At 73.4% G+C, this 20,804-nt stretch carries 16 protein-coding genes; 13 read left to right on the top strand and 3 right to left on the bottom strand.

All coding sequences use genetic code 11. The annotated features are described in order from the left end of the window. Positions 1–185: 185 nt before the first annotated feature. The 3 genes from ACIQWR_RS34810 to ACIQWR_RS34800 form a co-directional block, all read right to left on the bottom strand. Positions 186–1,805, bottom strand: coding sequence for a PucR family transcriptional regulator (locus tag ACIQWR_RS34810; protein ID WP_404018064.1), 1,620 nt, complete (start codon positions 1,803–1,805; stop codon positions 186–188). A 71-nt stretch (positions 1,806–1,876) separates the two neighbouring features. After that, positions 1,877–3,259: an FAD-binding oxidoreductase gene (locus ACIQWR_RS34805; RefSeq protein ID WP_404018061.1), complete on the bottom strand. Its 1,383-nt coding sequence runs from the start codon at positions 3,257–3,259 to the stop codon at positions 1,877–1,879. 266 nt (positions 3,260–3,525) lie between these two features. Then, the gene (locus tag ACIQWR_RS34800) at positions 3,526–5,331 is read right to left on the bottom strand and encodes a glycoside hydrolase family 15 protein (protein ID WP_404018059.1); all 1,806 of its coding nucleotides are present in this window, start codon (positions 5,329–5,331) and stop codon (positions 3,526–3,528) included. A 436-nt stretch (positions 5,332–5,767) separates the two neighbouring features. Between ACIQWR_RS34800 and ACIQWR_RS34795 the strand changes: the two genes are divergently transcribed. The 13 genes from ACIQWR_RS34795 (at position 5,768) to ACIQWR_RS34735 (ending at position 20,803) form a co-directional block, all read left to right on the top strand. Further along, a complete protein-coding gene (locus ACIQWR_RS34795; RefSeq protein ID WP_385779321.1) occupies positions 5,768–7,402 on the top strand; it encodes a CTP synthase in 1,635 nt (544 codons plus the stop codon). Between the two features lie 79 nt (positions 7,403–7,481). Then, a complete protein-coding gene (locus tag ACIQWR_RS34790) occupies positions 7,482–8,108 on the top strand; it encodes an NUDIX domain-containing protein (RefSeq protein ID WP_404018056.1) in 627 nt (208 codons plus the stop codon). Between the two features lie 308 nt (positions 8,109–8,416). Continuing rightward, on the top strand, positions 8,417–10,381 hold the full coding sequence (locus tag ACIQWR_RS34785) for a tetratricopeptide repeat protein (protein ID WP_404018053.1): 1,965 nt from the start codon (positions 8,417–8,419) through the stop codon (positions 10,379–10,381). A 152-nt stretch (positions 10,382–10,533) separates the two neighbouring features. Next, positions 10,534–11,649, top strand: a complete 1,116-nt coding sequence (gene ald, locus ACIQWR_RS34780; RefSeq protein ID WP_404018050.1) for an alanine dehydrogenase — start codon at positions 10,534–10,536, stop codon at positions 11,647–11,649. Between the two features lie 401 nt (positions 11,650–12,050). Beyond that, positions 12,051–13,169: a ParA family protein gene (locus ACIQWR_RS34775; protein ID WP_330329685.1), complete on the top strand. Its 1,119-nt coding sequence runs from the start codon at positions 12,051–12,053 to the stop codon at positions 13,167–13,169. Next, positions 13,154–13,675, top strand: coding sequence for a hypothetical protein (locus tag ACIQWR_RS34770; protein ID WP_404018047.1), 522 nt, complete (start codon positions 13,154–13,156; stop codon positions 13,673–13,675). Before ACIQWR_RS34775 ends, ACIQWR_RS34770 begins: the two co-directional genes overlap by 16 nt. Before the next feature lie 96 nt (positions 13,676–13,771). Then, positions 13,772–14,902 carry a segregation and condensation protein A gene (locus ACIQWR_RS34765; protein WP_404018044.1) on the top strand — a complete coding sequence of 377 codons (1,131 nt, stop codon included), beginning with the start codon at positions 13,772–13,774 and terminating at the stop codon, positions 14,900–14,902. Then, positions 14,895–15,524, top strand: a complete 630-nt coding sequence (gene scpB, locus ACIQWR_RS34760) for an SMC-Scp complex subunit ScpB (protein ID WP_404018040.1) — start codon at positions 14,895–14,897, stop codon at positions 15,522–15,524. The genes ACIQWR_RS34765 and scpB overlap by 8 nt, the downstream gene beginning before the upstream one ends. Then, positions 15,524–17,170, top strand: coding sequence for a pseudouridine synthase (locus tag ACIQWR_RS34755; protein WP_404018037.1), 1,647 nt, complete (start codon positions 15,524–15,526; stop codon positions 17,168–17,170). Before scpB ends, ACIQWR_RS34755 begins: the two co-directional genes overlap by 1 nt. Before the next feature lie 141 nt (positions 17,171–17,311). Then, positions 17,312–17,914: a nicotinamide riboside transporter PnuC gene (gene pnuC / locus ACIQWR_RS34750; RefSeq protein ID WP_404018034.1), complete on the top strand. Its 603-nt coding sequence runs from the start codon at positions 17,312–17,314 to the stop codon at positions 17,912–17,914. Then, positions 17,911–19,023: an AAA family ATPase gene (locus tag ACIQWR_RS34745; RefSeq protein ID WP_404018031.1), complete on the top strand. Its 1,113-nt coding sequence runs from the start codon at positions 17,911–17,913 to the stop codon at positions 19,021–19,023. The genes pnuC and ACIQWR_RS34745 overlap by 4 nt, the downstream gene beginning before the upstream one ends. Continuing rightward, entirely contained in the window at positions 19,020–19,787 is a 768-nt protein-coding gene (locus ACIQWR_RS34740; RefSeq protein ID WP_404018028.1) for an NUDIX hydrolase, read from the top strand. The genes ACIQWR_RS34745 and ACIQWR_RS34740 overlap by 4 nt, the downstream gene beginning before the upstream one ends. Then, positions 19,784–20,803, top strand: coding sequence for an ADP-ribosylglycohydrolase family protein (locus ACIQWR_RS34735; RefSeq protein WP_404018025.1), 1,020 nt, complete (start codon positions 19,784–19,786; stop codon positions 20,801–20,803). Before ACIQWR_RS34740 ends, ACIQWR_RS34735 begins: the two co-directional genes overlap by 4 nt. The last annotated feature ends 1 nt before the right edge of the window (position 20,804 follow it).

The raw sequence follows: 20,804 nt of genomic DNA, 5'->3' as shown, positions 1-20,804 counted from the left end.
TGGGGCGGGCGCAGGGGTGCCGCCCGGGCAAGCGCATCCGGCCCGGGTTTCCTACGGCCGGGTCGGCTCCCGGCGGACGGAGTCCGACGCAGCGGCCCGAAGCCCGCGAGGCGCCCTGGCGCCGAGTGGTGCGAGGGGCGCGTCGGGGAGGGGTCGCCCTGGCGCCGAGCGGTGCGAGGGGCGCGTCAAGAGGAAACGTGCCGGCGGGCGCGTAGGGCCAGGCTCAGGGACAGGACCGTTTCGGGGTCGTCCAGGTCCGTGCCCAGCAGCTCCGCGATGCGGGCCAGCCGGTTGTAGAGGGTCTGGCGGTTCAGGTGCAGCTCCCGCGCCGTCTCCGCCTTGCGGCCCGCGTGGGCCAGGTACGTCTCCAGGGTGGGCAGCAGCGGCGGCTTCGAGGTCAGGTCGTGGGTGCGCAGCGCGCCGATCGCCCGCTCCACGAAGGCGGCCAGGTCCGGCTGTTCGCGCAGCCGCCACAGCAGCAGGTCGATGTCCAGGCGGCGCGCGTCGTACCAGGGCCGGGCGGGCAGGCCCTGCGCGGCCGTCGCGGTCTCGGCCGCGTGCCGCAGGCCCGCGGAGGCCGCCGCCCAGCCGCCCGCCACCCCGACGACCACCGCGGGCGGTGCGCCCGCCCGGTCCAGGCCGGCCCGCTCCACCCCGGCCCGCAGCGCCGCCGCGACCCGGTCGGCGACCGACGTGCGCTCCGACTCGGCCCGCAGGGACACCAGCAGCGGCACCCGCCCCTCCACGGGCCGCACGCCCAGCAGCACCGGTACGCCGACCGCCGCGAGCTCCTCCAGCACGGCCCGCGCGAGCACCGCCCAGTTCCCGGAGGGGCCCAGGTCGGAGGCGAGCCGCATCACGATCGGGAGCAGCGGCCCGGCGCCCGGCTTGAAGCCGAGGACGCGCGCCTGCGCCGGGGCGTCGTCGGCGCTGATCCGACCCTCCGCGAGGTCGGTCAGGAAGTCCCCGCGCCCGCGCGCCGCCAGCTCGTCCTCCTGGCGGGCCTGCATCAGCACCACCGCCAGCACCCCCGCGGTCCGCTCCGCCGCCATCCGGTGCACCGGCAGCAGCGGGGCCGAGACCCCGAGCAGGACCAGCCGCGCCCGGACCGAACCGGTGCCGGGCCCGCCGCCCGGTACGTCGACCACCACGGCGTGTGCCGACGGCTCGGCCTCGCGCTGGCCGCGCAGGCCCTCCCAGACCTGGAGCGGGTCGGCCGCGGCCTCGCCCGCCGCGCTGGCGGCCGCGAACAGCAGCTGCCCGTCGGGGGTCTCCAGGAACACCGGGTTGGCGGTGAAGTCCGCGAGGATGCGCAGCACCTGGGGGATGCCGCCGCCGCCCAGCAGCGCCTCCGTACAGCGCCGGTGGACCTCCTCGGCGCGCTGGAGCAGGGCGTAGTGGCCGTTGACGATCTCGGTGTGGACCTCCTCCGTCACCGTGACGAAGGGCACCTCGCGGTGCAGTTGGACCAGCGGCAGCCCGGCGGCGCGCGCCGTCTCCACGATCGTGGCGGGCAGCTTGGTGAAGCGCGGGCCCAGCTCGACGACGAGCGCGGCGATCCCCCGGTCGGCGAGCCGGCGCACGAACGCCCGCTGCTCGCTCGGCCGGGTGCCCAGCCCGAGCCCCGTGGTCAGGAGCAGTTCGCCGCCCTTGAGCAGGGAGGCGATGTTGGGGACCTCGCCGGCGTGCACCCACCGCACGGTGCGGCCCAGCCGGTCCGCGCCCGCCATGACCTCCGGCAGCCCGCTGCGCAGTCCCGGCAGCTCCAGTGCCCGCTGAACGGTGATCCCGCCCTGGTTGTCCATATCTCGGGACGCTATCAGGGGCCCGCGCGTCCTGATCCGGCTGGTGATCGGGCCGGTGATCAGGCTGTTGATCAGGCCGGTCGGATGTTGTGGTTGAAGCGGAAGACGTTGTCGGGGTCGTACCGGGCCTTCACCCCGGCCAGCCGGCGCAGGTTCTCCGCACCGAGCCCGGCCGCGACCCGCTCGGGTCCCTCGTCACCGGTGAAGTTGAGGTACACGGCGCCCGTGCTCCACGGCGCGGCGTCCGCCCGTACGTCCTTGACCCACTGGCGGCAGCGCTCGTCGTCGGCCGGGTCCTCCCAGGCCGCGAAGGGGTGCATGGCCCAGGGGGAATCCCGGTACGGCACCGGGTAGTCCGTCGGGCCGTCGGCGATCGCACCGCCCAGCGGGAAGAGGACGTGCTGGGTGGCGGTGGGGACCGGCATCGAGGAGGCGCGGGCGCAGAAGACGTCGAGCAGCGCGTCCGGCGCCCCCGTCAGGTACTCAGCCGACCAGTAGTTGCGCAGGCCCGGCGGGTCGTCGAGCATGCACTGGAAGTCGGCGTAGGGGATGGCCGTGACCAGCTCCGCCACGTGCGGGAGGGCCAGCAGCGGCCGCGCCACCCCGCGCATCTCCTCCTCGGTGCCGGCGTACGTCACCAGCGCGCCGCACAGCAGGGTGCCGACCCGCTCGGGGGGTACGAAGGGGGCGGGCGGACCGGTCATGAAGATCACGCCACCGCCGGCCCGGGGCGGGGCCGCCTCCAGCAGGTCGCGGTAGAGGCGGGCCACCTCGGGCCCGGACTCCGGCTCGTAGAGCACCAGCGCGACCGCGAAGGCGGGCAGCGGGTGGGCGCGCAGGGTCAGGGAGGTCGCGACGCCGAAGTTGCCGCCGCCGCCGTGCAGGGCCCAGAAGAGTTCGGTGTTGTCCTCGGCCGTCGCGGTCAGGGTCTCGCCGTCCGCGGTGACCAGGTCCACGCCGAGGAGGTTGTCCACGGCGAGACCGAAGGCACGGTCCAGCCATCCGGAACCGCCGCCGAGCACGAGCCCGCCGACGCCGGTGGTGGAGACGCGGCCGCCGGTGGTGGCGAGGGCGTGCGGGGCGCAGGCCCGGTCGAGGTCGCCCATGAGGGCGCCGCCGCCGACCCGGATCGCGCGGGCGGCGGGGTGGACCGTCACCTCGTTCATCCGGCGCAGGTCGACGACGAGGGCGCCGTCGCCCAGGGCGTTGCCCGCGACGCTGTGGCCGCCGCCGCGGACCGCGACGGGCAGGTCCAGCTCGCGGGCGAAGCGGATCGCGGTGACGACGTCGGCCTCGCTCTCGCACTGGGCGATGGCGGCGGGGCGGCGGTCGACCATGCCGTTGAACACGGTGCGGGCGTCGTCGTATCCGGGATCGTCCGGGGCGAACACTTCGCCGGACAGGTCCTCGCGGAGCGCGGTGAGGGCCGCGCCCGCCTTCGAGAGGGGCGCCATGGCAGCCCCCTTCAGCGTGAGGGGCACTGGACCTCTCCAGCCTAGGTCGCGGGCCGGGGGTCCGCCTTCCGGGTCCTGCCGGGTCCTGCCGGGGCGGGCGGGGGTTCGGTGTGGCGGGGGCCGGTGGGCTGCCGCCGGGCCCGTTGTGCCTCCGGCGGCGCCTCAAACGCCGGCGGGGCTGGAATGGCGGGCCCGGTCCCGTCGGTGGGGCTGGGTTGGGCGGGTCCGGTCCCGTCGGGGGGACCGGACCGGACCGTGCGGGTGGGTCAGCCGCCGTAGGCGCCGCTGGCTGTGAGGCGGAGGGCGGTGTCGATCAGGGGGACGTGGCTGAAGGCCTGGGGGAAGTTGCCCACCTGGCGCTGGAGGCGCGGGTCCCACTCCTCCGCCAGCAGCCCGAGGTCGTTGCGCAGCGCCAGCAGTCGCTCGAAGAGGCGGCGCGCCTCGTCCACGCGGCCGATCATCGCGAGGTCGTCGGCCATCCAGAACGAGCACGCCAGGAACGCGCCCTCGTCACCCTCCAGGCCGTCCACGCCCGCCTCGTCGCCGGCCGTCGGGTAGCGCAGGATGAAGCCGTCCGGGGTGGACAGCTCGCGCTGGATCGCCTCGATGGTGCCGATGACCCGCTTGTCGTCCGGCGGCAGGAAGCCCATCTGCGGGATGAGCAGCAAGGAGGCGTCCAGCTCCTTCGACCCGTACGACTGGGTGAAGGTGTTGCGCTCCTTGTCGTAGCCCTTCTCGCACACGTCCTGGTGGATCTCGTCGCGCAGCTCGCGCCAGCGCTCCAGCGGGCCGTCCGCGTCCCCGCTCTCGATCAGCTTGATCGTGCGGTCCACGGCCACCCACGCCATCACCTTCGAGTGCACGAAGTGGCGGCGCGGGCCGCGCACCTCCCAGATGCCCTCGTCCGGCTCGTTCCAGTGGGTCTCCAGGTAGCGGATCAGCTTGAGCTGGAGCAGCGACGCGTAGTCGTTGCGGGCCAGGCCCGTCATGTGGCCCAGGTGCAGGGCCTCGGTGACCTCGCCGTACACGTCGAGCTGGAGCTGGTGCGCCGCGCCGTTGCCCACGCGCACGGGCCTGGAGTTCTCGTATCCGGGCAGCCAGTCCAGCTCGGTCTCGCCCAGCTCCCGTTCGCCCGCGATCCCGTACATGATCTGTAGGTTCTCCGGGTCGCCCGCCACCGCCCGCAGCAGCCACTCGCGCCAGGCGGCGGCTTCCGCGCGGTAGCCGGTGCGCAGCAGCGAGGAGAGGGTGATCGCGGCGTCGCGCAGCCAGGTGTAGCGGTAGTCCCAGTTCCGGACGCCGCCGATCTCCTCCGGCAGGGAGGTGGTCGGCGCGGCCACGATGCCGCCGGTGGGGCCGTACGTCAGGGCCTTGAGGGTGATCAGGGAGCGGACCACGGCCTCCCGGTAGGGGCCGTGGTAGGTGCACTGCTCGACCCACTCGCGCCAGAACCCGGTGGTGGCCTCCAGCGCGGCCTCGGCGTCGGGCGCCTCCGGCGGCTCCTTGTGCGAGGGCTGCCAGCTGATGCAGAAGGCGACCCGCTCGCCGGGCGCCACCGTGAAGTCGGAGTACGTCGTGAGGTCCTTGCCGTAGGTCTCCGCGTCCGTGTCCAGCCAGACCGAGTCCGGGCCGGCGACGGCGACCGTACGGGAGTCCACCTTGTGCACCCACGGGACCACCCGGCCGTAGCTGAAGCGCATCCGCAGCGCGGAGCGCATCGGCACCCGGCCGCTGACGCCCTCGACGATCCGGATCAGCTGCGGGGCGTGGTCCTCGCGCGGCGGCATGAAGTCGGTCACACGCACCGTGCCGCGCGGGGTGTCCCACTCGGACTCCAGCACCAGCGAGTCGCCGTCGTAGCGGCGGCGGTCGGCCCGCGGCGCCGCGGTGCCCGGGGCGAAGGCCGGGCCGATGCGCCAGAAGCCGTGGTCCTCGGTCCCCAGGAGAGCCGCGAAGACGGCATGGGAATCGAAACGTGGCAGACACAACCAGTCCACCGAGCCGTCCCGGCAGACCAGTGCTGCGGTCTGCATGTCCCCGATCAGTGCGTAATCCTCGATGCGCCCGGACACGTTGGATCTCCAGTCGAACGGCCACGTCCGCCCCGAAGGGCGCTTGCGTTGTGCGATTCCCGCTGAGTGATATCCGAGCAGGATATGACGGCACCCTAGTGATCTCCTTAAGTCTTGGAAGAATATGCCTGAGCCAAACGGGTGACGGGTGTTGGCGTTGCCAACGGGCACGGGGGTGGCGGGCGGGGATCGTGGTGCGGACCCGCCCGGCGTGCGGCGCGCGCGTGGCCGGAGGCGGACTGTCCGGGTCGCTGATAGGCTGGTACCCCGTGGACCGGTGGTCTGCCTGTGCAAATCAGGAACCCCGAAACCGCAGCTCCGACGCCCCTGGACCCTCCCTCGCGGGACCCGGGGAAGGCGTCGGACTCACTCACCTCGCGACCACGGGAGCCCCCTCTTGGCGACGCCGCCCGCTGCTTTTCGAAACAGCACAGCCATGACGACCAAGCACATCTTCGTCACCGGGGGTGTCGCTTCGTCCCTCGGCAAGGGTCTGACGGCCTCCAGCCTGGGTGCGCTGCTGAAGGCGCGGGGCCTGCGGGTCACGATGCAGAAGCTCGACCCCTACCTGAACGTCGACCCGGGCACGATGAACCCGTTCCAGCACGGCGAGGTGTTCGTCACCAACGACGGCGCCGAGACCGACCTGGACATCGGCCACTACGAGCGCTTCCTCGACGTGGACCTCGACGGCTCGGCCAACGTCACGACCGGCCAGGTCTACTCGCAGGTGATCGCCAAGGAGCGGCGCGGCGAGTACCTCGGCGACACCGTGCAGGTCATCCCGCACATCACCAACGAGATCAAGCACCGCATCCGGCGGATGGCGACCGACGACGTCGACGTCGTCATCACCGAGGTCGGCGGCACGGTCGGCGACATCGAGTCGCTGCCGTTCCTGGAGACCGTCCGCCAGGTCCGCCACGAGGTCGGCCGCGACAACGTCTTCGTCGTGCACATCTCGCTGCTGCCCTACATCGGCCCCTCCGGCGAGCTGAAGACCAAGCCGACCCAGCACTCGGTCGCGGCCCTGCGCAACATCGGCATCCAGCCCGACGCGATCGTGCTGCGCGCCGACCGCGAGGTCCCGACCTCGATCAAGCGCAAGATCTCGCTGATGTGCGACGTCGACGAGGCCGCGGTCGTCGCCGCGATCGACGCCAAGTCGATCTACGACATCCCCAAGGTGCTGCACACCGAGGGCCTGGACGCCTACGTCGTGCGCAAGCTCGACCTGCCGTTCCGCGACGTGGACTGGAGGGTCTGGGAGGACCTGCTGGACCGGGTCCACAACCCCGACCACGAGGTCAAGGTCGCGCTCGTCGGCAAGTACATCGACCTGCCCGACGCCTACCTGTCGGTGACCGAGGCGCTGCGCGCCGGCGGTTTCGCCAACAAGGCCCGCGTCCAGATCAAGTGGGTCACCTCCGACGACTGCAAGACCCCGGCGGGCGCCGCCGCCCAGCTGTCCGACGTGGACGCGATCTGCGTGCCCGGCGGCTTCGGCGACCGCGGTGTCAACGGCAAGGTCGGCGCGATCACCTACGCCCGCGAGAACAAGATCCCGCTGCTCGGCCTGTGCCTGGGCCTGCAGTGCGTGGTCATCGAGGCCGCGCGCAACCTGGCCGGCATCGAGGACGCGAACTCCACCGAGTTCGACGCCTCGACCCCGAACCCGGTGATCTCCACGATGGAGGAGCAGCTGGCCTTCGTCGAGGGCGCGGGCGACCTGGGCGGCACCATGCGCCTGGGCATGTACCCGGCGAAGCTCGCCGAGGGCTCGATCGTGCGCGAGGTCTACGCCGACCAGCCGTACGTCGAGGAGCGCCACCGCCACCGCTACGAGGTGAACAACGCCTACCGCGGCGAGCTGGAGAAGAAGGCGGGCATCGTCTTCTCGGGCACCTCCCCGGACAACAAGCTCGTCGAGTACGTCGAGTACCCGCGCGAGGTGCACCCCTACCTGGTGGCCACCCAGGCCCACCCGGAGCTGCGCTCGCGCCCGACCCGCCCGCACCCGCTCTTCGCGGGCCTGGTCAAGGCCGCCGTGGCGCGCCAGCAGGGCAAGTAGCCGGTCTAGACGCAATACCGTAGGCGGCCGGGGCACGGGATCGTGCCCCGGCTGTCGCGTTTCCCGGGAGGGTATGGCCATGGGCATCACGGACACGGCGGAGTCGTGGGAGGTCGTCGACGCGCGCACCCCGTTCGAGGGCGCGAAGACGGCGGTCCGGTCGGACCGGGTCCGGATGCCGGACGGGACCGTCGCGGGGCGCGACTACCAGGTGCACCCGGGATCGGTGTGCGTGCTGGCGCTGGACGAGGAGGACCGGGTGCTGGTGCTGAAGCAGTACCGGCACCCCGTGCGGCACCGGCTGTGGGAGCTGCCGGCCGGGCTGCTCGACGTGGTCGGGGAGAACCCGCTGCACGCGGCGCAGCGGGAGCTGTACGAGGAGACCCACGTCAAGGCCGGGTCCTGGTGGGTGCTGGCCGACTTCTTCGCCTCGCCCGGGGGGTCCGACGAGGCGATCCGGATCTTCCTGGCGCGGGACCTCGCGGAGGCGGACGGGGAGCGGTACGCCGTCTCCGACGAGGAGGCGGACATGAAGCTGGCGCGGGTGCCGGTGGGGGAGCTGGTGCGGGGGGTGTTGGCGGGGGAGTTGGCCAATCCCGGGCTGGTGACGGGGGTGCTGGCGCTGTCGGCCGCGCTCGCGGGGGGTGGCGTGGCCTCGCTGCGTCCGGCCGACGCGCCGTGGCCGGCCCGGCCGTACGGGGCGTGACCCCGCGGGGGGCGGGTGCGGGGTGCCGTGCCGGCTGCCGGGTGCGGGCAGCGTGTGCCCTTCCTGCCTCCGGCGGCGCCTCAAACGCCGGCGGGGCTGGATGTGGCCGGCCCTTGAGGCGCCGCCGGAGGCCCCAGCGGCCATGGGACGGCCACGGCTCCGCGCCGGCCGCATCCAGCCCCTCCGGGAAGCGACGGTGTGACCATCCGCTGATCCGATCGGGCGATTTGTCCGCCGCGCTCCACCCGGGTCGTCGCTCTGTGTGAACTACTCTCGGGATCCCCGAGGGCAGGGAGAGGAGCGGATCCGTGACGGATTTCGTCGGGCGGAGGCGCGAGCTCAAGGAGCTGCGCGAAGACATCGCCAGGACCGGGCTCGACACCCTCTCCGGCCGCAAGGCCAAGGCGCCGCGGGCGCGGGTGCTGCTCGTGGCGGGGCGCCCCGGAAGCGGCCGCAGCGCCCTCGCCGAGGCGTTCGTGCGCGAGGTGGCCGACGAGTACCCCGACGGGGTGCTCCGGACCCGGCTCACCGCACCCGGCGGAGAGGTCGTCGCCACGGAACGCGCCGTCAGGGGCCTGCTGGAGGCGCTCGGTCGGGCCACCCCGCCCGGCGCCGCCGAGGACGAGCTGAGCTCGGCGCTGCGCGAGGCGCTCGCCGACCGGCGGGCGATCCTCCTGGTCGACGACGCCGCCGACCCGCACCAGGTGGACGCGCTGCTGCCGGACACCCCCGAGTGCCTGGTCGTGGTGACCGCCGAGGGCCCCCTCACCGGGATCCCGGACGTCCGCCCCTGCACCCTCGGCGGCCTCGACACCCCCTCCGCCGTGGAACTGCTCGCCCAGCGCATGGGCGCCACCCGCGTCACCGCCGACCCCCGCGCCGCCGAGGCGCTCGCCGAGGCCTGCGGGGGCCAGCCGGCCGCGCTCGCCCTGGCCGGGGGCTACCTGGCGACCCACCCCAAGGCCGCCGTCGCCGATGTGGCCAAGCAGCTCCACGACATGCCCGCCGGCACCGCGGGACCGCTGGCCCGCGCCTTCCGGCTGGTCTACGAATCCCTTCCGCAGCCTGCCCAGCGCAGCCTGCGGCTGCTGCCGCTCGCCCCGGCCGGGGTGGTCGACTCGCACATCGCCTCGGCCCTCGCCGGCTGCTCCGTCGCGGCGGCCCAGTCCACGCTGGAGGACTTCGCCGGGCTGGCGCTGCTGCGCCCCGAGGCCGACGGCCAGTACCTGCTGCCCGGCTGCCTCGCCCCGCTGCTCCAGGCGCTCCTGGAGGCCAAGGAGCGCGCGGCCGAGGTCCAGCTGGCCCGGGCCCGGATGCTGGAGCGCACGGTCCGGCTGCTGCACTCCTGCCGGGCCATGGCCGAGGAGGACGAGGACGTCGTACGCGAGATGCTCGACGGGCTGCCGCGCACCCTGCGCTTCCCGGACCGCAGGGCCGCCGCCCGCTGGCTGGACGGCAGGCTGCCCGCGCTGACCGCGGCCGCCGCGCTGGCGGTCGCGGACGGCGAGCTGGACACCCTGGCCCGCCGCCTGGTCGCGGCCCTCGTCCGGGCGCTGGCCGAGCACCGGGGCACCGCGGAGGCGGCGCCGGAGCTCTACGGGCTGCACCGGCTCGTACTGGACGTCGCCGAGCGCCGCGGGCTGCACCGCGAGCAGGCCGCGGCCCTGCTGAACCTGGCCGACCTGGACGCCGAGACCGGACGTACGCACGAGGCCCTGGAGCGCTACCGGGCCGCGCTGGACGCGGGACGGGCGGCGAACGACCCCTACGCGACCGGCCGCGCGATGGAATCCGTAGGCGGTGCCTACCAGGAGCTGGGGGACTGGCACCGGGCCGCCGACTGGTTCGGTCGAGCGCTGTCCCAGGCCCTCGCGAGGGGGGAGCGAGCGGACGAGGCGAGGCTGTACGGGCGGCTCGGCAACGTGCACACCTACGCGGGCCGCTACGGGGACGCGCTGCGCAGTTGGCGGGCGGCCTCGGCGGGCTACCGCAAGCTGGCCGATGTCCCGGGCCAGGCAAAGGCGTTGAGCGAAATGGCACGGGTGCGCGAGTACGCCGGGCGGCCGGAGGAATCGCTGCACACCTGCCGGGAGGCGGTCGAGCTGGCGCGCAAGGCCGGTGATCTGCGGTTGCAGGCCGCGCTGCAGGTGCGGCTCGCCGACACGCTCGACCGCCTCGGCGACCCCGCGGCCGCCCGATTGCACCGGGCCACGGCCGACAGATTGCTGGGAGATGACCCCGCAGCCTGCGAAATCCGTAGTGGTTCCGACTGAGATTATTCGTTTGCAAGGCTAGACAGCGACTCATCCTTCATTAGACTGGGTTCACCGCGGCAGCCCGTGGTGCATCCCGTTGCGCGTTCTTGTGGGCGGGTATGTATGGAAGTACCCAGTAATTTCCCCTGAGCCAAGGACCGTGATCGACGATGAAGGTCGGCATCCCCCGCGAGGTCAAGAACAACGAGTTCCGGGTCGCCATCACGCCCGCCGGCGTGCATGAGCTGGTCCGCAGCGGCCACCAGGTCTTCGTCGAGCAGAACGCCGGTGTCGGCTCCTCGATCACGGACGCCGAGTACGTCTCGGCCGGCGCCGAGATCCTCGGCACCGCCGACGAGGTCTGGGCCACCGCCGACCTGCTGCTGAAGGTCAAGGAGCCCATCGCGGAGGAGTACCACCGCCTCCGCAAGGACCAGACCCTCTTCACGTACCTGCACCTCGCGGCCTCCCGCGAGTGCACCGACGCGCTGCTGGAGTCCGGCACCACCGCCATCGCGTACGAGACGGTCGAGCTGGCCAACCGCGCGCTCCCGCTGCTCGCCCCGATGTCCGAGGTCGCGGGCCGCCTGGCCCCGCAGGTCGGCGCCTACCACCTGATGCGCTCGGTCGGCGGCCGCGGCATCCTGCCCGGCGGCGTCCCCGGCACCCAGGCCGCGAAGGCCGTCGTCATCGGCGGCGGCGTCTCCGGCTGGAACGCCGCGCAGATCGCCATCGGCATGGGCTTCCACGTGACCCTGCTCGACCGCGACATCAACAAGCTGCGCGAGGCCGACAAGATCTTCGGCACGAAGATCCAGACGATCGTCTCCAACGCCTTCGAGCTGGAGAAGGCGGTCCTGGAGGCCGACCTCGTCATCGGTGCGGTGCTCATCCCGGGTGCGAAGGCCCCGAAGCTGGTCACCAACGAGCTGGTCTCCCGGATGAAGCCCGGAAGTGTCCTTGTCGACATTGCGATCGACCAGGGCGGCTGCTTCGAGGACTCCCGTCCGACCACTCACGCCGAGCCGACCTTCGAGGTCCACAACTCGGTCTTCTACTGCGTCGCCAACATGCCGGGCGCGGTGCCGAACACCTCCACCTACGCCCTCACCAACGCCACGCTGCCCTACATCGTGTCGCTGGCGAACAACGGCTGGGTCGAGGCGCTGCGTCGCGACGCCGCCCTCGCGCTGGGTCTCAACACCCATGACGGACAGGTCGTTTACGGCCCGGTCGCCGAGGCCCACGGCCTGCCGACCCTGGAGCTGAGCTCGCTCCTCGGCTGATCCGACACGCGCGGTCGACATCGGTCGACGGCTTCCCGTCAACGACTGACGTCAATCTCACGTATCCGGCCGGACCTTGTCAGCAAGGTCCGGCCGGAGGTGTTTCGAGGCCCGCGGCGACCCCGCTCAACTCGCCTCGAACGTAACCCTTTAACCGATTCGCGCACCCGTGAAACTTCGCAGTGACAGCTCGCACGCCCTTGACAGAGTGGTGTTCGGTTGCCGACACAACGCGGCGGGTCCGGCGGATTGTGTTGCTGCGGAGCGGTGACACGCCATAGAGTCGCCAACCGTCGGCATGGTGCCACGCTGACCTATCGATAAGTGTCCTGGTCACGTCCAAGGAGGTAAGACGACTTGTGAATGAGTCGACATTTGCTCCTGGAGGTGGCCAAGCAGGGATGCCTGCGCGGGGCCAGGGTCCTGTGGGACTCGAGGCGGTCGGCTCCGTCGCGGTACGCACCTTCGCAAACCACCAGCACCTGACGACGCCCCAAAAGAGCATGGACGGCCTAGACGTGAACTCCAGGGCCGGCGACCTGAGCGGCGAAAAGCCCACTGGTTTCGCCGACTATGACGTGGTGCCCGAAGGGCACTTCTACGACCCCGACGCCGAGTACGAGCCCGACCCCGAGTACGCGGCCACCCTCGCGCCCGACGCTGCCCGCCAGCGCCGGGAGCGGATCGGCCCGACCGGACGGCCGTTGCCGTACTTCCCGATCCCGGGTCCGCTGACCGACCACGGTCCGGCGAAGATCATCGCGATGTGCAACCAGAAGGGCGGCGTGGGCAAGACCACGTCGACCATCAACCTGGGTGCCGCCCTCGCCGAGTACGGGCGCCGCGTGCTGCTCGTCGACTTCGACCCGCAGGGCGCGCTGTCCGTGGGCCTCGGCGTGAATCCGATGGAACTCGACCTGACGGTCTACAACCTGCTCATGGAGCGGGGGATGTCGGCCGACGAGGTGCTGCTGAAGACGGCGGTCCCGAACATGGACCTGCTGCCCAGCAACATCGACCTCTCCGCCGCCGAAGTGCAGTTGGTCAGCGAGGTCGCGCGCGAGTCGACGCTCCAGCGGGCCCTGAAGCCGCTGATGGCCGACTACGACTACATCGTGATCGACTGTCAGCCCTCGCTCGGTCTGCTGACCGTGAACGCCCTGACGGCGGCTCACAAGGTCATCGTCCCGCTGGAGTGCGAGTTCTTCGCGCTGCGCGGCGTGGCGCTGCTGACCGAGACCATCGAGAAGGTGCAGGAGCGGCTCAACCCCGAGTTGGAGCTCGACGGCATCCTCGCCACGATGTACGACTCCCGTACGGTGCACAGCCGCGAGGTGCTGGCGCGGGTCGTCGAGGCCTTCGACGACCACGTCTACCACACCGTCATCGGCCGCACGGTGCGCTTCCCGGAGACCACGGTCGCCGGTGAGCCGATCACCACGTACGCCTCCAACTCCGTCGGCGCCGCCGCCTACCGCCAGTTGGCCAGGGAGGTGCTCGCCCGGTGTCCCGCCGAGTGAGTCTGCCCGGAGCCGACGAACTGTTCCGCACGACGGGGGGCACCGCCCTCCAGTCGTCCTCGCCGCGACGCGCGGCCGAGGACGCGGGCGGTGCGTCGGTCCGGACGGAGCACACCGCCACCGCGCAGGACGCGGGGGCGGAGGGGCGCGGCCGGGAGGCGGACCCCGCCATGGGCGCCGCGGGCGCCGTGGGCCAGCAGCGCAGGCCGCAGGAAGGTTCTGTCAGCTCCGCGGGCGGGGCCGGCGGCGGCGAGCAGCGGCGCGGCCAGGGCCGCGGTGCGAACCGGCGGCCCAGCGGGCGCGAGCGGCACGACGAGAAGATCACGGTCTACGTCTCCGCCGAAGAGCTGATGGACCTGGAGCACGCGCGGCTGGTGCTGCGCGGCGAGCACGGGCTCGCGGTGGACCGCGGGCGGATCGTGCGCGAGGCCGTCGCGGTGGTCCTGGCCGATCTGGAGTCCCGCGGGGACGCGAGCATCCTGGTCCGCCGCCTGCGCGGGCGCTGACCCGCCGCGCGGACGCCGCGTCCCGCCCCGCCGGGGCGGAGGCGGCAGCATGGGAGCCGAAACGACCGTTCCGCCTCCCGCACTCCCTGGACCGCGATGCCTCCCTCGACCGCCGATCCCGGCCGTCCCGCCCGCCGCAGCCTGGGCCGCGGCCCCGGCCGGGTCGCTCCCGAACCGCCGGAGGACGCCCTGGAGGGCGCCGCGGAGCCCGTACGGCCCCCGCCGGCCGCGGGGGGCCCGGGGCCCGCGCAAGGGCCTCAGGGGCCCGCTGAGGGCGTTCGTGACGGGTCCGGGGCGCAGGGTGCGCACGCCGCGGAGCCCGACGGGCCGCGGGCGGAGCCCGGGGAGCCGACGGGAGCGCCCGACGGCGCGCCCGGGGATCCGGCCGCGCCGGATCCGGGGGCCGTGGCGGGCGACGGCCGCTTCAGGCTGCGGCTGGCGAACTTCGAGGGTCCCTTCGACCTGCTGCTCCAGCTGATCTCGCGGCAGAAGCTCGACGTCACGGAGGTCGCCCTCTCCCGGGTCACCGACGAGTTCATGGCGCACATCCGGGCCATGGGGCCCGACTGGGACCTCGACCAGACCACCGAGTTCCTCGTCGTCGCCGCCACCCTCCTCGACCTCAAGGCCGCCCGGCTGCTGCCGGTCGCCGAGGTGGAGGACGAGGCGGACCTGGCGCTGCTGGAGGCGCGGGACCTGCTCTTCGCCCGGCTGCTCCAGTACCGCGCGTACAAACGCATCGCCACGATCTTCGAGCAGCGCGCCGAGGACGAGGGCCGGCGCCACCCCCGCACCGTCGGGCTGGAGCCGCACCACGCCGAACTGCTGCCGGAGGTGGTCATCAGCATCGGCCCCGAGGGCTTCGCGCGGCTCGCCGTCAACGCCATGCAGCCCCGGGCCCGGCCCGAGGTGTACGTCGACCACATCCACGCGCCGCTCGTCAGCGTCCGGGAGCAGGCGGAGGTCGTCGTGCGGATCCTGCGGGCCCGCGGCGAGGCCACCTTCCAGGAGCTGACCGAGGACACCGGCGACACCCTGACGGTGGTGGCGCGGTTCCTGGCGCTGCTGGAGCTGTACCGGGAGAAGGTGGTCGTCCTGGAGCAGGAGGAGGCCCTGCGGACGCTCACCGTCCGCTGGACCGGCGCGGCGGGCGCGGACGGCGCCCAGGCCCCGCTGACCGTGAGTGACGAGTTCGACCGGACCGGGGAAGGCGCGCGGGATGAGTGACGTGGGAGAGCTGGCGCTGGGGCCCGCGCTGGAGGCCGTACTGATGGTGATCGACGAGCCCGCGACCGAGGCCCACCTGGCCAAGGTGCTGGAGCGCACGCCCCGGGAGGTGGCGCTCGCCCTGCGGGAGCTGGCCGACGAGTACACCCGCCAGGGCCGCGGCTTCGAGCTGCGGCTGATCGCCGGGGGCTGGCGGTTCTACAGCCGACCGCAGTACGCGGCGGCCGTGGAGGGCTTCGTCCTGGACGGTCAGCAGGCCCGGCTCACGCAGGCCGCGCTGGAGACGCTGGCGGTGGTCGCCTACCGCCAGCCGGTGAGCCGCTCGCGGGTCTCGGCGGTGCGCGGAGTCAACTGCGACGGGGTCATGCGGACCCTCCTGCAGCGCGGTCTGGTGGCCGAGGCGGGGACGGAACCCGAAACAGGTGCGATCCTGTACAGGACGACGAACTACTTTCTGGAGCGGATGGGCCTGCGCGGCCTGGACGAGCTCCCGGAGCTCGCGCCCTTCCTCCCCGAGGCGGGCGCGATCGAAGCCGAGACGCTGGAGGGTGTGCCGTCGTTCGATCCGGACGCGGCGTACGCCCCGGACGATTCTGAAGACGACAAGACGACGGAACTTTGATGCGAAGCAGCGGCAACGGCAACGGCGGCGGCAACAGGAACAGCGGCGGCGGTGGTGGCGGACGCGGAGGCAACTCCCGCGGCGGCTCCTCCTCCGGCGGTGGCGGCAACTACCGCGGCGGCGGCTCCTCCGGCGGTGGTGGCTCCCGCGGCGGTTCCTCCTCCGGCGGCTCCTCCTCCCGCGGTGGCGGCTACCAGGGCGGCGGCTCCGGCTCCTCCCGCGGTGGCTCGTCCTCCGGTGGTTACCAGGGCGGTGGCTCCCGCGGTGGTTCGTCCTCCGGTGGTGGCTACCAGGGTGGCGGCTCCGGCGGCTACCAGGGCGGTGGCTCCCGCGGTGGTTCGTCCTCCGGCGGCGGCTACCAGGGCGGCGGCTCCGGCGGCTCGCGCGGTGGCTCGTCCTCCGGCGGCTACCAGGGTGGCGGCTCGCGCGGTGGTTCGTCCTCCGGTGGTGGCTACCAGGGTGGCGGCTCCGGCGGCTACCAGGGCGGCTCCTCCCGCGGTGGTTCGTCCTCCGGCGGTTACCAGGGTGGCGGCTACCAGGGCGGCTCCGACGCGCGCGACCGCGACCAGGCCCCGGCGCCGCGGATCCGCAACCCCCGCCCCGAGGAGCGGCGCTACGACGTCGGCCCCGAGGGCGAGCGCAACGGTCGCGGCGGTGCCAAGGCGGGCGGCGGCGGTGCCCGCGGCGCGGCCGACGGCAACCGTGGCGGCGCGCGCGGCGCGGCGGCGCGCGGTGGCGCCAAGGGCGGCCCCAAGACCTCCAGGACCCCCGGCATCGGCGGCGCCGGCGGCCCGCGGATCGGCCCCGGCAGCCGCAGCGGCAAGGCCAAGCCGCGCGAGCTGGAGGCGCGGATCGAAGAGCGCGTGCGTGACCGCTACGCCGACAAGCCCGAGATCAAGACCCCGAAGACCTTCCCGGGCGCCGAGGAGGAGGGGGAGCGCCTGCAGAAGGTGCTCGCCCGTGCGGGCATGGGTTCGCGCCGTGCGTGCGAGGAGCTGATCCAGCAGTCGCGCGTCGAGGTCAACGGCGAGATCGTGCTGGAGCAGGGCAAGCGCGTCCAGCCGTCGGACGAGATCAAGGTGGACGGCCTGACCGTCGCCACCCAGTCGTACCTGTTCTTCGCGCTGAACAAGCCCGCCGGCGTCGTCTCCACGATGGAGGACCCGGACGGCCGCCAGTGCCTCGGCGACTACGTCACCAACCGCGAGACGCGCCTGTTCCACGTCGGCCGGCTCGACACGGAGACCGAGGGCATCATCCTGCTCACCAACCACGGTGAGCTGGCCCACCGCCTGACGCACCCGAAGTACGGCGTGAAGAAGACGTACGTCGCCGCCATCACCGGCCCGCTGCCGCGTGACATCGGCAAGCGCCTCAAGGACGGCATCGAGCTGGAGGACGGCTACGCCCGCGCCGACCACTTCCGCGTCGTCGACCAGCTCGGCAAGAACTACCTGGTCGAGGTGACCCTCCACGAGGGCCGCAAGCACATCGTCCGCCGCATGCTGGCCGAGGCCGGCTTCCCGGTCGAGAAGCTCGTGCGGACCGCCTTCGGGCCGATCGAGCTCGGTGACCAGAAGTCGGGCTGGCTGCGCCGCCTGACCAACACCGAGGTCGGCATGCTGATGCGCGAGGTCGGCCTCTAGTCAGGCCGGGTCACCACCCCGCACCACCGCACCACCCGGGAGAGCCCGCGGCGCCACAGGCGCCGCGGGCTCTTCCCTTGCCCGGCGCCCCCGCCACGTTTTATAGTCACAGTGACTATTAAAGAAATGGGGGGGGCGGTCATGAGCTGGACCGAGGTACTCGGCTTCGCCACCGGCGCCCTGTGCGTCTGGCTGGTGGCGCGTCAGCACGTCGCCAACTGGCCGATCGGCATCGCCAACAACGTCTTCTTCATCGTGCTCTTCGCCCAGGCCGGCCTCTACGCCGACGCCGGGCTGCAGATCGTCTTCATCGCCCTCGCCGCGTACGGCTGGTGGTCCTGGACCCACGGGGGTGGACCGGGAACGGCCGAGGCCCTGCCGGTGCGCGCCACCACGCGCACCGAATGGATCTGGCTGGCCGCGGCGGGGGCGGTGGGGGTCCTCGCCCTCACCCTGCTCCTCGGCCGGGTCAGCGACTCCACCGTGCCCTTCTGGGACGCGCTCACCACCGGGCTCTCGCTCGCGGCCACCTACGGGCAGTGCCGCAAGCTCGTCGAGTCCTGGTGGCTGTGGATCGCGGCCGACCTCGTGTACATCCCGCTGTACGCCTACAAGGGCCTCTACCTGACCTCCGTGCTCTACGCCGGCTTCCTCGTCCTGTGCCTGATCGGGCTGCGCAACTGGCGGCGCGAGCTGCACACCGCGCCGGGCGTCGCTACCGCGGCCCTGGGAGCGGGCGCGTGAGCGCGCACGGGCGGCGCCACGGGCACGGGCTGGTGCTCGGGAAGTTCTACCCGCCGCACGCCGGCCACCACCACCTGGTGCGGACCGCCCAGGACCAGTGCGAGCGGCTGACCGTCCTGGTCTGCGCGGCCTCCGTGGAGTCGGTGCCGCTCGCCGACCGGGTCGCCTGGATGCGGGAGGCGCACCCGGGGGCGCGGGTCGTCGGCGCGGTGGACGACATCCCGGTCGACCTCCTCGACCCGCGGGTGTGGGAGGCCCACATGGCGGTCTTCCGCGGCGCCGTCGGGGAGCCGGTGGACGCCGTCTTCACCTCCGAGGAGTACGGGGCCGAGCTGGCCCGGCGCTTCGGCGCCGAGGAGGTCCGCGTCGACCCCGCCCGCTCCCTCTTCCCGGTCTCCGGGACGGCGGTGCGCGCGGACCCCGTGGGCACCTGGGAGTTCCTCGGCCCGGGCGTACGGGCCGCGCTCGCCCGGCGGGTCGTCGTCCTCGGCGCCGAGTCCACCGGCACCACCACCCTCTCCCGGGCGCTGGCCGCGCACTACCGGCGCCGGGGCGGGGTCTGGGCGAAGACCGGCTGGGTCGCCGAGTACGGGCGCCGCTACAGCGAGGAGAAGCTGGCGGCCCTGCGCGCCGTGGACCCGGCGGCGGACTGGGCCGATGCCGCCTTCGCCTCCGCCGAGTTCCCGGTGATCGCGCGCCGCCAGGACGCGGACGAGGACGCGGCGGCCCGGCTCGGCTCCCCGGTGCTCTTCTGCGACACCGACTCCTTCGCCACCGGCATCTGGCACGAGCGCTACCTCGGCGCCCGCAGCGCGGAGGTGGAGGAGATCGCCCGCTCCGGGCCCCGACGGGACCTGTACCTGCTCACCGACCACGAGGGCGTCCCCTTCGAGGACGACGGGCTGCGCGACGGGCCGCAGCTGCGCCCCTGGATGACCGGCCGGTTCCACGAGGAACTCACCCGCACCGGCAGGCGTTTCCTCGTCATCGGCGGGGACCGCGAGGAGCGGCTGGAGACGGCCGTCGCGGCGGTCGACGGGCTGCTCGCGCAGGGCTGGTACTTCGCCGACCCGCTCCCCGAGGACGTACGGCCCCTGGAGCACCGGTGAGCGCCCCGCCCCGCGCCCCGCGCCCCGCCGGGTACGACCCGGCCGCCTTCGAGCCGTTCGCCGTCGCCGTCGACCTCGCCGTCTTCACCGTGCGCGACGGTCGGCTGCACGTCCTGCTGATCCGGCGCGGCCAGGAACCGTACGCCGGTGCCTGGGCGCTGCCCGGCGGCTTCGTGCTGCCCCGGGAGTCCGCCGAGGCCGCCGCCCGCCGCGAGCTGGCCGAGGAGAGCGGGCTGCCCGGGTCGGTGGTCGCCGACCTCCACCTGGAACAGCTGCGGACCTACAGCGAACCCGACCGGGACCCCCGGATGCGGGTCGTCTCGGTCGCCTTCACCGCGCTGGTCCCCGACATGCCCGAACCGGCCGCGGCGGGCGGCGGCGACGCCGAGCACGCGCGCTGGATGCCGCTGGGGGAGGCCCGCGGGCCGGCCCCCGAACTGGCCTTCGACCACGCGGTGATCCTGGCCGACGCGCGCGAGCGGATCGGCGCGAAGCTGGAGTACACCTGCCTGGCCACCGCCTTCTGCCCGCCCGAGTTCACCCTCGGGGAGCTCCAGGGCGTCTACGAGACCGTCTGGGACACCGCCCTGGACCGGCCCAACTTCCGCCGCAAGGTGCTCGCCACCCCCGGCTTCGTCGACCCCGTGCCGGGCGCCGCCCGGCTGACCGGCGGGCGCGGCAAACCGGCCGCCCTCTACCGGGCCGGCCGCGCGAGCGCCCTCCACCCGCCCCTGCTCCGCCCTTCGGAAGGACCCACACGATGACCACGACCACCAAGCGGGCGGCGACGGGCGCGCTGACCGGGCTGGCCCTGGGCGACGCCCTCGGCTTCCCGACGGAGTTCAACGACGTCCCCTCGATCCTCGCCAAGACCGGCCCCTGGCGGCGGATGGCGCTGCCGCGCCCGGCGATCGTCACCGACGACACCCAGATGACCCTGGCCCTCGCCCGCGGCATACGGACCGCCGCCGAGCGCGGTCCGCTCGCCCCGCTGCGGCTGACCCGCCCGGTCCGCGAGGAGTTCGTCGAGTGGTACCGCTCGCCCGAGAACAACCGCGCCCCGGGCCGCACCTGCATGGTCGCCTGTTCCCTGCTGGCGCAGCCGGACCGTGACTGGCGCGACGCCAGCCAGGTCGGCTCGAAGGGCTGCGGGGCGAACATGCGGGTGGTCCCGGTGGGGCTCGTACCGGGCTGGACCGAGGAGGAGCGGGCCGGCGCCGCCCAGCTCCAGTCGGCCCTCACCCACGGGCACCCGACCGCGCTCGCGGCCAGCGACCTCACCGCGCGGGCCGTGTACCTGCTGGCGCGGGGCACCGAGGTGACGGGGCTGATCGGGCTGCTGCGCTCGTACGCCCTCGACAACCGCACCCGCTACCACGAGCGCTGGCTCGGCGACCTGTGGCGGCGCGCCACGGCCGACGCCACGCCCGAGTCGTACATGGCCCGCGGCTGGGACGAATGCCTGGCCGTCCTGGACCGGCTGTCGGCCGCCCTGCGCGACCCCTCCCCGGAGACGGACCCCTGCCTGACCACCGGCGACGGCTGGATCGCCGAGGAGGCCCTGGCCACGGCCCTGCACTGCTTCCTGCTCTTCCCCGAGGACCCGCTGACCGCGCTGCGCCGGGCCGCCTGCACGGCGGGCGACTCGGACTCCATCGCCTGCCTCACGGGCGCCTTCGCGGGCGCCCACCTCGGCGCGGACGTCTGGCCCCGCGACTGGGAGGGCCGCATCGAGTACCGCGACGAACTCCTGGCCTTCGGCACCCTCTGGGACGCGTGAG

Origin of the sequence: Streptomyces sp. NPDC098789 (assembly GCF_044759975.1) — a bacterium.
In the GTDB taxonomy this organism is placed as follows: Bacteria; Actinomycetota; Actinomycetes; order Streptomycetales; family Streptomycetaceae; genus Streptomyces.
Note: the sequence above shows the minus strand (reverse complement) of the source record. Positions and strands in the feature narration are given on the sequence as shown.

Bases quoted from the DNA above. Each gene is read 5' to 3' on its own strand.
- ACIQWR_RS34805 (WP_404018061.1), bottom strand. From the start codon at position 3,259: ATGGCGCCCCTCTCGAAGGCGGGCGCGGCCCTCACCGCGCTCCGCGAG.
- ald (WP_404018050.1), top strand. From the start codon at position 10,534: ATGAAGGTCGGCATCCCCCGCGAGGTCAAGAACAACGAGTTCCGGGTC.
- ACIQWR_RS34810 (WP_404018064.1), bottom strand. From the start codon at position 1,805: ATGGACAACCAGGGCGGGATCACCGTTCAGCGGGCACTGGAGCTGCCG.
- ACIQWR_RS34755 (WP_404018037.1), top strand. From the start codon at position 15,524: ATGCGAAGCAGCGGCAACGGCAACGGCGGCGGCAACAGGAACAGCGGC.
- ACIQWR_RS34765 (WP_404018044.1), top strand. From the start codon at position 13,772: ATGCCTCCCTCGACCGCCGATCCCGGCCGTCCCGCCCGCCGCAGCCTG.
- ACIQWR_RS34735 (WP_404018025.1), top strand. From the start codon at position 19,784: ATGACCACGACCACCAAGCGGGCGGCGACGGGCGCGCTGACCGGGCTG.
- ACIQWR_RS34790 (WP_404018056.1), top strand. From the start codon at position 7,482: ATGGGCATCACGGACACGGCGGAGTCGTGGGAGGTCGTCGACGCGCGC.
- scpB (WP_404018040.1), top strand. From the start codon at position 14,895: ATGAGTGACGTGGGAGAGCTGGCGCTGGGGCCCGCGCTGGAGGCCGTA.
- ACIQWR_RS34775 (WP_330329685.1), top strand. From the start codon at position 12,051: ATGCCTGCGCGGGGCCAGGGTCCTGTGGGACTCGAGGCGGTCGGCTCC.
- pnuC (WP_404018034.1), top strand. From the start codon at position 17,312: ATGAGCTGGACCGAGGTACTCGGCTTCGCCACCGGCGCCCTGTGCGTC.
- ACIQWR_RS34795 (WP_385779321.1), top strand. From the start codon at position 5,768: ATGACGACCAAGCACATCTTCGTCACCGGGGGTGTCGCTTCGTCCCTC.